The organism is Mesorhizobium sp. M0058, assembly GCF_040323095.1.
Taxonomy (GTDB): domain Bacteria; phylum Pseudomonadota; class Alphaproteobacteria; order Rhizobiales; family Rhizobiaceae; genus Mesorhizobium.
This window is the reverse complement of sequence record NZ_JAMYUQ010000023.1, coordinates 24,804-37,751: the sequence shown is the minus strand read 5'-3', so window position 1 is coordinate 37,751 and position 12,948 is coordinate 24,804. Positions and strand designations below refer to the sequence as shown.

At 63.9% G+C, this 12,948-nt stretch carries 14 protein-coding genes; 3 read left to right on the top strand and 11 right to left on the bottom strand.

The genetic code is table 11. From position 1 onward, the window contains the following. Positions 1-106 precede the first annotated feature (106 nt). The 4 genes from NKJ75_RS29225 to rplS form a co-directional block, all read right to left on the bottom strand. A complete protein-coding gene (locus tag NKJ75_RS29225; protein WP_352500508.1) occupies positions 107-907 on the bottom strand; it encodes a transporter substrate-binding domain-containing protein in 801 nt (266 codons plus the stop codon). A gap of 237 nt (positions 908-1,144) precedes the next feature. Beyond that, positions 1,145-1,642 carry a MarR family winged helix-turn-helix transcriptional regulator gene (locus tag NKJ75_RS29220; protein WP_023683877.1) on the bottom strand — a complete coding sequence of 166 codons (498 nt, stop codon included), beginning with the start codon at positions 1,640-1,642 and terminating at the stop codon, positions 1,145-1,147. Then, positions 1,639-2,067, bottom strand: coding sequence for an organic hydroperoxide resistance protein (locus NKJ75_RS29215; protein WP_023694503.1), 429 nt, complete (start codon positions 2,065-2,067; stop codon positions 1,639-1,641). Before NKJ75_RS29215 ends, NKJ75_RS29220 begins: the two co-directional genes overlap by 4 nt. A gap of 153 nt (positions 2,068-2,220) precedes the next feature. Further along, positions 2,221-2,781, bottom strand: coding sequence for a 50S ribosomal protein L19 (rplS, locus tag NKJ75_RS29210; RefSeq protein ID WP_023687704.1), 561 nt, complete (start codon positions 2,779-2,781; stop codon positions 2,221-2,223). A gap of 325 nt (positions 2,782-3,106) precedes the next feature. Between rplS and NKJ75_RS29205 the strand changes: the two genes are divergently transcribed. Then, positions 3,107-3,859: a sulfite exporter TauE/SafE family protein gene (locus NKJ75_RS29205; protein WP_023683874.1), complete on the top strand. Its 753-nt coding sequence runs from the start codon at positions 3,107-3,109 to the stop codon at positions 3,857-3,859. Here the strand turns inward: NKJ75_RS29205 and trmD are convergent. After that, positions 3,841-4,539 carry a tRNA (guanosine(37)-N1)-methyltransferase TrmD gene (gene trmD / locus NKJ75_RS29200; RefSeq protein ID WP_352500507.1) on the bottom strand — a complete coding sequence of 233 codons (699 nt, stop codon included), beginning with the start codon at positions 4,537-4,539 and terminating at the stop codon, positions 3,841-3,843. The genes NKJ75_RS29205 and trmD overlap by 19 nt on opposite strands. Continuing rightward, the gene (gene rimM, locus NKJ75_RS29195) at positions 4,536-5,135 is read right to left on the bottom strand and encodes a ribosome maturation factor RimM (protein WP_352500506.1); all 600 of its coding nucleotides are present in this window, start codon (positions 5,133-5,135) and stop codon (positions 4,536-4,538) included. The genes trmD and rimM overlap by 4 nt, the downstream gene beginning before the upstream one ends. 118 nt (positions 5,136-5,253) lie before the next feature. Here rimM and NKJ75_RS29190 point away from each other — a divergent pair, with 118 nt between their 5' ends. Next, entirely contained in the window at positions 5,254-6,192 is a 939-nt protein-coding gene (locus NKJ75_RS29190; RefSeq protein WP_023747380.1) for a tyrosine recombinase XerC, read from the top strand. Positions 6,193-6,265: 73 nt separating this feature from the next. Continuing rightward, positions 6,266-7,327: a TraB/GumN family protein gene (locus NKJ75_RS29185; protein ID WP_352444984.1), complete on the top strand. Its 1,062-nt coding sequence runs from the start codon at positions 6,266-6,268 to the stop codon at positions 7,325-7,327. An 847-nt stretch (positions 7,328-8,174) separates the two neighbouring features. On the opposite strand, the gene lpdA is transcribed toward NKJ75_RS29185, so the two are convergent. The 5 genes from lpdA to odhB are packed head-to-tail and all read right to left on the bottom strand — an operon-like array spanning position 8,175 to position 12,906. Continuing rightward, positions 8,175-9,581, bottom strand: coding sequence for a dihydrolipoyl dehydrogenase (gene lpdA, locus NKJ75_RS29180; RefSeq protein ID WP_352500505.1), 1,407 nt, complete (start codon positions 9,579-9,581; stop codon positions 8,175-8,177). Between the two features lie 23 nt (positions 9,582-9,604). Continuing rightward, complete coding sequence (locus NKJ75_RS29175) at positions 9,605-10,360, bottom strand: SDR family oxidoreductase (protein WP_023826883.1); 756 nt, start codon at positions 10,358-10,360, stop codon at positions 9,605-9,607. Beyond that, positions 10,357-10,863, bottom strand: coding sequence for a hypothetical protein (locus NKJ75_RS29170; protein WP_023828733.1), 507 nt, complete (start codon positions 10,861-10,863; stop codon positions 10,357-10,359). Before NKJ75_RS29170 ends, NKJ75_RS29175 begins: the two co-directional genes overlap by 4 nt. Further along, on the bottom strand, positions 10,860-11,597 hold the full coding sequence (locus NKJ75_RS29165; RefSeq protein ID WP_031195599.1) for a DUF4241 domain-containing protein: 738 nt from the start codon (positions 11,595-11,597) through the stop codon (positions 10,860-10,862). Before NKJ75_RS29165 ends, NKJ75_RS29170 begins: the two co-directional genes overlap by 4 nt. Positions 11,598-11,613: 16 nt before the next feature. Continuing rightward, the gene (gene odhB, locus NKJ75_RS29160) at positions 11,614-12,906 is read right to left on the bottom strand and encodes a 2-oxoglutarate dehydrogenase complex dihydrolipoyllysine-residue succinyltransferase (RefSeq protein WP_352500504.1); all 1,293 of its coding nucleotides are present in this window, start codon (positions 12,904-12,906) and stop codon (positions 11,614-11,616) included. Between the last annotated feature and the right edge of the window lie 42 nt (positions 12,907-12,948).

The following is a 12,948-nucleotide window of genomic DNA, read 5'->3' as shown; positions in this document are numbered from 1 at the left end:
GTGAGCCGGGGTGGGGGTCGTGACAAAGCGCCGGCGCTGGCACCCCCACCCCGCTCCGCTTCGCGGATCGACCCTCCCCACAAGGGGGAGGGTAAGGAGTCGGACATCACTGCCCCATCTTGTAGTCGAGAAACCACTTCTTGTTCAGCGCCTCGATCGTGCCGTCGGCCTTCAGCGCCGCGATCGCCGCGTTGACCGGCTTCACCAGATCCGAGCCCTTCGGGAAGATGAAGCCAAAATCCTCGGTGCCGAGCGGGCCGCCGATCAGCTTGAGCTTGCCGCCGGAGGCATCGACATAGCCTTTGCCGGCGGTGCCGTCGGTCAGGACGACATCGACGTCGCCGGATTTCAGTGCCTGCACCGAAGCGCCGAAGGTCTCGAACTGCTTGATGCGCGGGTTCTGCTCATTGCCGTCGAGCACGCTGTAGACGGCGGTGTAGAACGGCGTCGTTCCGGCCTGCGCGCCGATCAACCCGTCCTTGAAGGCGGCGAAGGTCTTGGCGTCGGTGAAGCGGCTTTCATCGGCGCGCACCAGCATGAACTGCTCCGAACGCATATAGGGGTCGGAGAAATCGACCTTCTCCTTTCGGTCGTCCTTGATGGTGATGCCGGTCATGCCAATGTTGTACTGGTTGTCGGAAACCGCCTGGATCATCGCGTCCCAGGAGGTGTTCTGGTACTCCACCTTGAAGTTCAGCCGCTTGGCGATTTCGTCCATCGCGTCATACTCCCAGCCGATCTGCTTGCCGGTCTTGGCGTCGATGAACTGCAGCGGCGGATAGGCGTTTTCCGTCACCACCAGGACCTTCTTGCCGCCGAGATCGGGCAGCGCATCGGCCGCCCATGCAGCGACGGGCGCGAGGAAACAGGCCGCGAGGGCGGCCAGCAGCAGCTTCGATTTGGTCATGACACGCTCCAGGATGAGAAGCCCGCTTGCAGCCGGGCTCGCATGAAAATCCAGGCGCGACTTTAGCCGTCCGCAGACGGCTTGCAAGCCGGTCCGGTGCTCAGCGTCCGGTGAAAGCGGATTCCAATGCCTTCAACCAACGCGGTTTTAGAACGCCCCGTGGTCGGAATTTATTCCGTGATTGCGCCGCCGGCAAACCAGGCCCCTCCTGGACACGGGAACCCGTCAGATGACGGATCAGGATGGTGACGTCGCCTCACGCAGCTTGGCGACAAATCCGGTCAAGGTCCGGTGCAGCGACTTCAGCTCCTCGACTTCCAGCGGCATGGCGCAGGCAAGGCCTGCGGATACGTCCTTGATGCGGGCGCGCAGCGCCTGGCCCTTGGCAGTCGGTTCGACCAGCACGCGGCGCTCGTCGGCCGGATCGCGACGGCGGGTGACGAGACCAGCCGCTTCCATCCGCTTGAGCAGCGGCGTCAATGTCGCCGAATCCAGCCCCAGCGCCTCGCCGAGTTCGCCGACCGTGCTCGGCGCATGCTGCCACAGCGCCAGCATCGCCAAATATTGCGGATAGGTCAGGCCGAGCGGGTCAAGCAGCGGCCGATAGAGCTTGGTCATCAGCCCGCTCGCCGAATAGAGCGCGAAGCAGAGCTGTTGGTCGAGGCGCGGAACGGCGATCCTCCCGGCGGTGTCCGCCGGGACTTCGCTGGCCCTGGTTTCGGTCTTCGTCGTCATGCTGCCTTTGCCGGAAGCGCCACGGTCGAAAGCGCCACCTCGATATTGCCTTTGATCGCATTGGAATAGGGGCAAATCTGATGCGCTGCCGATACAAGCGCTTCCGCCGCCGCCTGATCAAGGCCTTTGGTCTCCGCGGCCAGTGCGACACCAAGTTTGAAGCCTTCACCATTGGGAAGCAGGCTGACGGTGGCGCTTACCGCCGCATCGTCCAGCGGCAGCTTCTGCTTGCGCGCGACGAAGCGGATGGCGCTTTCGAAGCAGGCGGCATAGCCGACCGCGAACAGCTGCTCGGGATTGGTGGCGCCACCCTGTCCGCCGAGCTCCTTCGGCAAAGCGAGGTCGACCTTCAGCAGGCCGTCGCTGGTCTCGCCGTGGCCGGCGCGGCCGCCGGTGACGCGAGCCTGTGTGGTGTAGAGTGCCATGTCAGTTCTCCATTTGGTTTGTAAACGATTATTTAGTGTACAAGATAATTCGAGTCAACAGCCGTGGCCAAACTCTCGGCCGGCAATCGTTCACAGTCTGGTGAAACGAAAAAAGGCGGCCGAAGCCGCCTTTTCAAAATCCTTGGACCAGGTTTATTCGGCCGGGGTCGCTTCCGCCGCCTTTGCAGCCTCGTCGGCGGCCTTGGCGGCTTCGTCGACGGCCTTCTTCTCGGCAGCTTCCTTGGCGGCCGTCTCGGCGGCCAGCGCCTGGGCAGCGGCAACCTTCTCGGCTTCGATGCGGGCCTTCTCGGCGTTCAGCGCGTCGCGTTCCTCATCGTTGAGCTTGCGGGCGCGCACGCCGGTGTTTTCCGAAATACGGGCCGACTTGCCGCGACGGTCGCGCAAATAATAGAGCTTGGCGCGGCGCACCTTGCCGCGGCGCACGATCTCGACGCCTTCGACCATCGGCGAGTAGACCGGGAAAACGCGCTCGACGCCTTCGCCGTAGGAGATCTTGCGGACGGTGAAATTTTCCTGGAAGCCGGCGCCGGCGCGGGCGATGACGACGCCCTCATAGGCCTGGACGCGGGTGCGGGTGCCTTCGGTCACGCGGACCTGGACGCGCACGGTGTCGCCGGGCTGAAACTCGGGAAGCTTGCGCTTGGCTTCGATCTTGGCGGCCTGTTCGGCCTCGAGCTGACGGATGATATCCATCTCAATAGTCCACTTCTTGTTCTTCCGACAGTCAGAGCGTCCGACACTCGCCTTGCAGTTCCATTGACCGCTCGGCTATGCCTTTTGTCCAGAGACATCTTGTCTTCGAAACATTGGGCAGGGGCGACTACACCGTCATTGTTGACGGGTCCGGGAGATTTTTCTCGCCAGTACGGGCGGGCACATACAGCTATTTCACTGACTTGTCACGCCTTGGCCCTGTCTTTTTTGGTCGCATGCCACCACGCAATCGTCCAGTGCAGGGTTGCGCCGGCCCTTCAAGCTTCCTAATCCGGGAGCAGCACACTTGTCCGGCGGCCTCACAATGTCTGTTTTCGACGCAGTCCTGCTCTTCCTCGCGGGTTTTCTGTCAGGCGCCGTCAACGCGGTTGCCGGCGGCGGCACCTTCATAACCTTCGGCGCCATGACGCTGGCCGGCCTGCCGCCGATCGTCGCCAACGCCACGTCCTCGGTAACGCAGTTTCCCGGTTACATCACCTCGACGCTGGCTTACTGGACCGACATCAAGCATTTCTGGCGCGGCGCGCTGCTGCTTTGCCTGATCTCGGCTTTGGGCGCGCTGGCTGGTGCGCTCATCCTGCTGGCGCTCTCAAATCCGTCGTTCCGCGCCCTCGTGCCGTGGCTGCTGCTGGCCGCAACCGCCTTGTTCGCCGCCGGGCCGTGGCTGAAACCAACGCCGAAGCCTGGGCATGAAGCCACGGTCGGCTCTCTGGCCGGTTCGCTGGCGCAGTTCGCTACCGCCATCTATGGCGGCTTCTTCGGCGCCGGCATGGGCGTCATGATGCTGGCGACGCTCGGCCTGACGCAATCCGGCGACTATCACCGGCTGAACGCGCTGAAGAACATGCTGGCCGTGGTCATCGCCGCCGTTGCCATACTGGTCTTCGTTTCCGGCGGCGTTGTTGCCTGGCCTCAGGCAATCGTCATGATCCCCGGCGGCGCGCTCGGCGGCTATGCCGGCGTCTGGATCGCCAAGCGCGTGCCGCAAAACGCAGTACGCGGCTTCGTCATCGCCGTCGGCCTGTTTCTCGCCGTCTACTATTTTGCCAAGGGCTGAGCGGCGAGCAAATCCGGCCGGCGCTCCCTGGTCAGCTTCTCGGACTCCGCACGCCGCCAGGCGGCGATCTTCTTGTGGTTGCCGGAGACCAGCACGTCGGGGATCGGCCTGCCCTCGAACTCCTGTGGCCGCGTGTAATGCGGATGTTCGAGCAGGCCGTTCTCGAAACTTTCTTCCTCGCCTGATACCGCATTGCCCATGACGCCGGGCAACAGCCGCACAACGGCGTCGAGCAGCACAAGCGCCGCCGGCTCGCCGCCCGACAGGATGAAATCGCCGATGGAGACCTCTTCCAGTCCACGCGCCTCGATCAATCGCTGGTCTACACCCTCGAAGCGGCCGCAGACGATGACGGCGCCCGGCCCGGCGGCCAGCTCGCGCACCCGCGCCTGAGTCAACGGCTTGCCGCGCGGGCTCATCAGCAATTTTGGCCGCGGATCGCCGGACGGCGAGGTGTGGTCGATCGCCTTGGCCAGCACATCGGCGCGCATCACCATGCCGGCGCCACCGCCGGCCGGCGTGTCGTCGACGGTGTGATGGCGATCGCTGGCGAAGTCGCGGATCTGGATAGCTTCCAGCGACCATGTCCCGACTTCGAGCGCCCGTCCGGCCAGCGACAGGCCTAGCCCGCCCGGAAACATCTCGGGATAGAGCGTCAGCACCGAAGCCTTGAACGTCACCGGTTGCCCCCGGCGTCGCGTGGCCCGCGCGGCCGGCCCTTCGCGTCGAAGTCTTCTTCGCGCGGCGCCTCGCCATCCTCGTCCTCGACCAGCCCGGCCGCCGCCGGATCGACACGGACAAAACCTTCGGCAACCACCACCTGCGGCACGGCGGCCTGCGTGAACGGGATCAGCACGCCTTTGCGCCCGCCAAGCGTGACATCGAGAATGTCGCCGCCGCCGAAATTGTGCACCGCCACCACCTTGCCGATGACCGCGTCCTTATCGTCGCGGACTTCAAGTCCGACGAGATCGGCGTGGTAGAATTCGTCCTCCTCGCCATCGTCGGGCAGCATCGAGCGGTCGACGAACAGCTCGGTTCCGGCCAGCGCCTCGGCGGCGTTGCGGTCGGCAATGCCCTTGAAGCGCACCACCACGACGGTGTTGGCGGGCCTGATGTCGATGATCTGGAAGGCGCGGCCGTCCTTGGCATAGAGCGGCCCATAATCGGCCAGCGCCATCGGCTCGCCAGTGAAAGTCTTCACCCGCAATTCGCCCTTGATGCCGTGGGCGGCGCCGATCACGGCCATTTGCACGGGGTTCTGGGGCTTCGACATGGCTGATATCCTTTGCCCTGCTCTAACGCCCTACCGGCGTCATTTCAATGATCGCCCGTGGCCATTTCAATGACAGGTTCTTCACCGCTTCCTAACCCGGCTGCCTGACAATGGCGGCATGCAGGAATTTCTCATCCCGGCAAAACCCGACCTCCAGGCAGCGCGCGAAAGCTGGCTGAAGATGCTGGCGCGCGAGCGCCGGCTGGCGCCGGCGACCGTCGAAGCCTATGAGCGCGACACGCGCCAGTTCCTGCATTTCCTCACAGGGCATTGCGGCGGCTCGCCTGGTCTTTCCGACATCGCCACTCTGCGCCCGGCCGATCTGCGCGGCTTTCTTGCCGCGCGGCGCAACGCCGGCGCCGGCGCCCGCACGCTCGGACGCGGCCTCGCCGGCATCCGCTCGCTGCTGCGCTTCCTCGAACGGCGCGGTCTCGCCAATGCCGCCGGTGCCGCTGCGTTGCGCGCGCCGCGCCAGCCGAAATCGCTGCCCAAGCCGCTGACCGCCAGCGATGCCAAACATGTCGTGTCGGTGGAAGGCCAGCTGGCTGAAGAGCCCTGGATCGCCGCCCGCAACGCCGCCGTGCTGACGCTGCTTTATGGATCGGGCCTGCGCATTTCCGAAGCGCTGGGCCTCAGCGCCGCCGACCTGGCATCGGAAGCCGACACCGTGCTGCGCGTCACCGGCAAGGGTGGCAAGACACGGCTGGTGCCGGTGCTGCCGGTGGCGCTCAGGGCAATCGCCGAATACCGAAAACTGTGTCCCTACCATCTCGATCCCAAGGGCCTGCTGTTTCGCGGCGCCCGCGGCGGGCCGCTCAACCCGGCCATCGTCCAGCGCGACATGGCCAGGCTGCGCTCGGCGCTGAACCTGCCCGACACCGCGACGCCGCACGCGTTGCGCCATTCCTTCGCCACCCATCTGCTCGGGCGCGGCGGCGACCTGCGCACCATCCAGGAACTGCTCGGCCACGCCAGCTTGTCGACGACGCAGGTCTATACCGGCGTCGACACGGCAAGGCTGCTCGAGATCTACGAATCTGCCCATCCCCGCGCGTGACACTGTATAAGTCGAGGACAATTTCCCCACGCCGGTTAACCGTTTCGCCGCTTTTCAGTCCTAGAACCGCACCATGAAACGCGCCCTTGCCATCGCCGACCGCGCGGCCCTTGTGTCGCTGAAGCTGCTCGTCGCGCTCAACGCCCTGTTTTTCCTGTCTTTTCTCGTCGCGTTGCTGCTTGCCATGGGCAAGGCGCATGCCGAAGCCCCGGCCTGCGCCGGCGCCGATCTGCTATCGGCCCTGCAGAAGGAAGACCCCGCCGCCTATGCCAGGATCGAGACGGAAGCAGCAGCGACGCTGAACGGCAAGGGCCTGTTGTGGAAGTTGGAGAAATCAGGCGAAAAGCCGTCCTTCCTGTTCGGCACCATGCACATGACCGACCCGCGCGTGACCACTCTGCCGCCGGCAGCCAGGAAAGCCTATGACGCTGCCGGCACCATCATCATCGAGACCACCGACGTGCTCGACAAGCAGAAGATGATGGAGGCCATGCTCAAGGAACCCGAGCTGATGATGTTCACCGACAACACGACGTTGTCGTCGCTGTTGTCGCCGGAGGATGCGGCGGTGGTGAACAAAGGGCTCGATGCGCGCGGCATTCCGCCGGCGAGCGTCTCCAAGATGAAGCCGTGGCTGCTGTCGGCCATGGTCGCGCTGCCGGTCTGTGAGGTCGCCCGTCAGGCAGGCGGCGCACCGGTTCTGGACGTCAAGCTGGCGCAGGACGCCAAGGCCTTGGGGAAGCCGGTGGAAGGGTTGGAGACCGCTGCCAGCCAGCTGCACGCCATGGCCTCGCTGCCGATTGCGTTCCACATCAAAGGGCTGGTCGAGACCCTGAAGCTCGGCGACAAGATAAACGACATCAACGAAACCATGATCGTGCTTTACCAGCGCGGCGACACCGGCACCTTCTGGCCGCTGTTGCGTTCGATCTCGCCCGACGAAGACGACGCAGGTTACGCCGAATTCGACCGGACGATGATCACCGGCCGCAACAAGGTCATGGCCGACCATGCCGCACCGATCCTGGCCAAGGGCAATGCCTTCATGGCCGTCGGCGCCATGCATCTTCCCGGCCCCGAAGGCCTGGTCGAGGATTTTCGCAAGGCCGGCTATACCGTCACCGCCGTCGACTGAGCAGCGCCCGTCTTGAATACCGAATCACGTAAGCCCGGCTCTGTGCGGTGCGCAACTGATTCGCAAAGCGGAGGCGGTTGGCCCTATTTTTGGCGGAAAAGGCCAGCTAAGCTCGTTCTACCTCGTTCGTGATTGATTTTGCGGGGGAAATACAGGCCAACAAGCGGTTGCGAATCAGAATTTTCCTGCGTTCGTCAATTTGAAGGCCTAGTATGAACCCGTTCAACGGTTGCGCGTTGAGGGGTGTTGATTGATGCTTTTCATCCACGGAGGACACTTTTATGGCGAACCCTAACGATCCAGCGCCCAGGTCGGGTGGTGGCAGCGGCTGGCTGATTGCGCTGGTCGTCGTCATCCTTGCGATTGTCGCGTACTATGTTTTCGGCAGAAGCGGCGAACATCCTGCACCCGCAGAGCCGCCGGCAGCCAGCACACCGGCGCCCGCACCTGCACCGGCTGAGCCGATGAAGCCCGCCGAACCGGCTCCCGCACCAGCCCCTGCGCCCGCACCGGCTCCTGCGCCAGCCCCGGCGCCCGCGCCTGCTCCGGCGCCGAGCCCGTAATCTGGCCAACTGATCTGGCATCTTGCTTCCAACCCAAGAACGGCCCGCTGAAAAGCGGGCCGTTTTGTTTGGGGCACCTATCGGCGAGCGTCGCGATTCTTCACCGCCCCTCTGTGCTGCCGGACATCTCTCCTCAAGGGGGAGATCGGCTGTCTCACGAACAGCCCAGGTTAGAAACGTGAGAAACTTGAAGGCTCGCGACGCGGCGGTGAAGTCCAATCTCCCCCGTTGAGGGGGAGATGGCCGGCAGGCCAGAGGGGGGGTGCTGTCCCTCCAGCGTTTCCTTAAATATGGATCGGCTTGAAGAACGTCGCCAGCGCCGCTTCCTTGACCGCTTCCGACATCGTCGGATGCGCGTGGCAGGTGCGGGCGAGGTCTTCCGAGGAGCCGCCGAACTCCATCAGCACCGCCGCCTCATGGATCATCTCGCCGGCGCCGAAGCCGACAATGTGGACGCCGAGCACGCGGTCGCTGGCTTTGTCGGCGAGGATTTTCACGAAGCCGTCTGTGTGCAGCATGGCGCGCGCGCGGCCGTTGGCGGTGAACGGGAATTTGCCGGTTTTGTAGTCGATGCCGGCCTTCCTCAGCTCTTCCTCTGTCTTGCCGACCGAAGCGATTTCCGGGCTGGTGTAGACGACGCTCGGAATGACGTCGTAATTCACATGGCCGGCCTGGCCGGCAATGGTCTCGGCCACCGCCACGCCTTCATCCTCGGCCTTGTGCGCCAGCATCGGCCCGGCGATGACGTCGCCAATGGCGTAGATGCCGGCCACGTTGGTCCTGAGATGCCCGTCGGTCTTGACCCGGCCGCGCTCGTCGACCTCGACGCCGGCTTCTTTCAACCCGAGGCTGTCGGAATAGGCCCGGCGTCCGGTCGAGATCAGCACCGCGTCGGCCTCGATGGTCTCGGCCGCACCACCCTTGACCGGTTCGAACGCAACGGCGGCGCCCTTTTTGGCCTTGGTCACCCCTGTCACCTTGGCGCCGAGCTTGAACTCGAAACCCTGCTTGGAAAGCAGGCGCTGGAACTGCTTGGAGACCTCGCCGTCCATGCCGCCCAGGATGGTGTCGAGGAATTCGACCACGGTGACCTTGGCGCCGAGCCGTGCCCAGACCGAGCCGAGCTCCAGACCGATGACCCCACCGCCGACCACCACCAGATGTCCCGGCACTTTCTCCAGCGACAGCGCGCCGGTCGACGATACGATCACCTTCTCGTCGATGTCGACCTTGACGCCGGGAATGCCGGCGACATCGGAGCCCGTGGCAATAACGATATTTTTCGTCTCGATCTCCTCGACCTTGCCGTCCTCAGCCGTCACCAACACCTTGCCGGCCGCAACCACCTTCCCGGTGCCACGGAAACTATCGATCTTGTTTTTCTTGAACAGGAAGGCGACGCCACTGACGTTGGCCGAAACGGTCGCGTCCTTGTGCGCCATCATCTTGTTCAGATTGAGTTTCGGCGCCGGTATCTCGACGCCCAGCGCATCGAAGGAATGGCCGGCCTCGGCGAACATCTCCGAGGCATAAAGCAGCGCCTTGGATGGGATGCAGCCGATGTTCAGGCAGGTGCCGCCGAAAGTGGCGTTCTTCTCGACCACCGCGACCTTGAGCCCGAGCTGTGCCGCCTTGATGGCACAGACATAGCCGCCCGGTCCCGACCCGATGATAACGACATCATAAGCCATGTTCGTTTCCCTTAGCTTGGGGCTCAGCGGCCGCCGCTTACATTCAGGATTGCGCCCGTCGTGTAGGACGCTTCATCCGACAAAAGATAGAGAACGGCATGCGCGACTTCATCCGCCGTGCCGGCTCGTTTCATCGGCAGCATGTCGCGGAACCGCTCGACCCGGTCCGGCTGGCCGCCCGAAGCGTGGATCTCGGTGTCGATGATGCCCGGCCGTATCGCATTGACCCGCACGCCTTCGGTCGCGACTTCGCGCGCCAGTCCGAGCGTGAAGGTGTCGATCGCCGCCTTGGACGCGGCATAGTCGACATATTCGCCGGGCGAGCCGTGTAGCGACGCAGCCGACGAGATGTTGACGATGGCGCCGCCCTGGCCGCCATGCTTGCTCGACATGCGCCGCACCGCTTCGCGGGCGCACAGAAACGAGCCGATGACATTGATGCGCATCATGCGCTCCAGCCGCGCCAGGCTCATCTCGTCGACACGCGCCTTGACGTCGACGATTCCGGCATTGTTGACCAGGGCGTCGAGCCGGCCATAGGCGCTATCGACGGCTTCGAACACGGCGACGATGTCAGCCTCGACGCCGACATCGCCCTTGACCGCTATCGCTTCACCGCCACCGGCCTCGATCTCGGCGACCAGCGCCTGGGCCGCGGCCTCGTTTGCGGCATAGTTGACCGCGACGCGGTAGCCGGCCTTCGCCGCAAGCCGGCAAGTGGCCGCACCAATGCCGCGGCCGCCGCCGGTGACCAGAAGAACTTTCTTCGCCGCGCTCATTCCTGGCAACCTTTCAGCAAAAACACATCCCACGGCAGTTTCGAAAAACCGATGGAGCCAAAGGCGGACGACATCTGCAACGATGGACCCAGATCGGGGAAGATCAGGCTCTGCGGCGCGTCCGTGCCTTCCGCCGCCAGGAGCGCGATGTTGCCCTTATCGTCGGCGCTGTAGATGACGCCATGCCAGACCGTGCAGGCGGCAAGCTCGTCACCGGTGACGTCGCCGGTCGGGCATTTGTACATCAGCGACCCTTGCGGTCGCGAAACACCGGAGGTCCACATCACAATGCCGTCGAGCACGATGCCCTTGTCGAGCACCATCTTGAACGAGTTGGTGACGGTGACCGCATCCGTCGTCGGCCGGAAATCAATGCCGGCCTCGCTTTCGGCATCGCCATAGACAGCAAGCGCCAGCGGGCAGGCGGCATGCGCCTCGTAACCCGCTGCGAGAACAGCCAGCCCGGCCATAAATCCGATCATTGGCGAAGCGATGTTTGTCATGAATTGCTCTGGCTGCTCTCACGGCCGTCGGCGTTTTCGAGCACCTCGAAATCGGTCATCAAGACCAGCGGCTCGCCGGCCGCATCCAGTCCCCAGAAGGAATAATAGTTCCCATCACCGAAGCCAGTGTCGAACATGGCTATATTAAGCGGATTTCCATCAACCGGATTATCCATGCGGAACTTGTCGAACGAGCATGCAACGTCAGCAAGATAGCTGTCGAGTTCCTCCTGGTCGGACATCAGCGTCAGAACCGACTTGTCCATGAACGAAGCAACATTATCATCGACAATAAATCCAGACTTCCAGGACGATGTGCCGACGTCGCGGACGAAGGCAGCCAACTCCCACCGCACCGGCAAGCCAGTGCCAAACCGCAATACCGCTGCAGCAACACGGCCTTGCGCCTCAAGCAACGTGACTGGATAGCATCCCGGCCTGACCTTACGGCTAAACACAGGCCGTTCCAGCCCGGTAATCAGTGGATCGCAAGCGATGATTTCGCCGGTCGGTAGCTCAAGCTCACCGATCGCGGTGACGATGATCTTCCGCTCCGCCATTTCGGCTTCGCTGAGAGCGAAGACACCGAGATTGCTGCTCGCCGGCGCCGAATCCCATTCAGTCGATGTCGCCGGCGGAGAGATGGCGGCGGAAGCCGCCGGCCGGGAACGCCTCAATACGCTACCCGCTACTCGACCCAGCTTGAACCCAAACCGCGCCAGCCAGCCGCTCATGACGGATCAGCTCCGATCACAAATCAAGCACCAGCCGTTCGGGATCCTCCAGGCTATCCTTGACGCGGACCAGGAAGGTCACGGCTTCCTTGCCGTCGACGATACGGTGATCGTAGCTGAGCGCCAGGTACATCATCGGCCGAATCACGATCTGGCCGCCGACCACGACGGGCCGGTCCTGGATCTTGTGCATGCCAAGAATGCCCGACTGCGGCGCATTGAGGATCGGCGTCGACATCAGCGAACCGTAGACGCCACCGTTGGAAATCGTGAACGTACCACCCTGCATGTCGGCGACCGACAGCTTGCCGTCCCGCGCGGCGATGCCCAGCCGGCCGATATCCTTCTCGATCTCGGCAATCGACATTTGGTCGGCATTGCGCACCACCGGCACGACGAGACCCTTTTCGGTGCCGACGGCAACGCCGATATGGGCATAGTTCTTGAAGATGATGTCGGTGCCGTCGATCTCGGCATTGACCGAGGGGATTTCCTTCAATGCGTGCGTAACCGCCTTGGTGAAGAAGCCCATGAAGCCGAGCTTCACGCCATGCTTCTTCTCGAAGATGTCCTTGTACTTGGTCCTGAGCGCCATCACCGCCGACATGTCGACCTCGTTGAAGGTGGTCAGCATGGCGGCGGTCGACTGCGCTTCCTTCAGCCGGCGCGCAATGGTCTGGCGCAGCTTGGTCATGCGCACGCGCTCCTCGCGCGACGCATCGTCGCCCGAAGACGGCGCACGCACAGCGACCGGAGCCGGTGCGGCCTTCGGAATTTCGGCCGGCTGCGACGGCGCGCCCTTGGAAATCGCGTCGAGCACGTCGCCCTTCAGCACCTGGCCGCGCTTGCCCGAGCCAGAAACCTGGTCGACCGACAGATTGTTCTCGGCGATCAGCTTTGCGGCAGCTGGCGCCGGCGGCATGGTGCGCGGCTCGACCGGCCCGGCATCGCCGGCTATCTTGGCGGTCTCAGCCGCAGCCTGCCTGGTCGTGTGCGCTGCGTCCGGGCTCGAAGCCTGCGACACCGCTTGCGGCTTGGTCTCCTGCTTGGACGCCGGGGCGGCCGTGGCGACGCCTGCCGAGATCGAACCCAACAACGCGCCGACGCCAACGGTCTCGCCTTCCTTGGCGGTGATCTCGCCCAGCGTGCCGGCGGCGGCGGCAGGCACCTCCACCGTCACCTTGTCGGTTTCGAGCTCGACCAGCGGCTCGTCGACGGCAATGGCATCGCCGACCCTCTTGAACCACTTGCCGATGGTCGCCTCGGTGACGGATTCGCCGAGAGTGGGAACGCGGATTTCGGTAGCCATTGTGCCTGTCCGTTTCTTCTCTGTCTGTTCTATTCGCCGGGT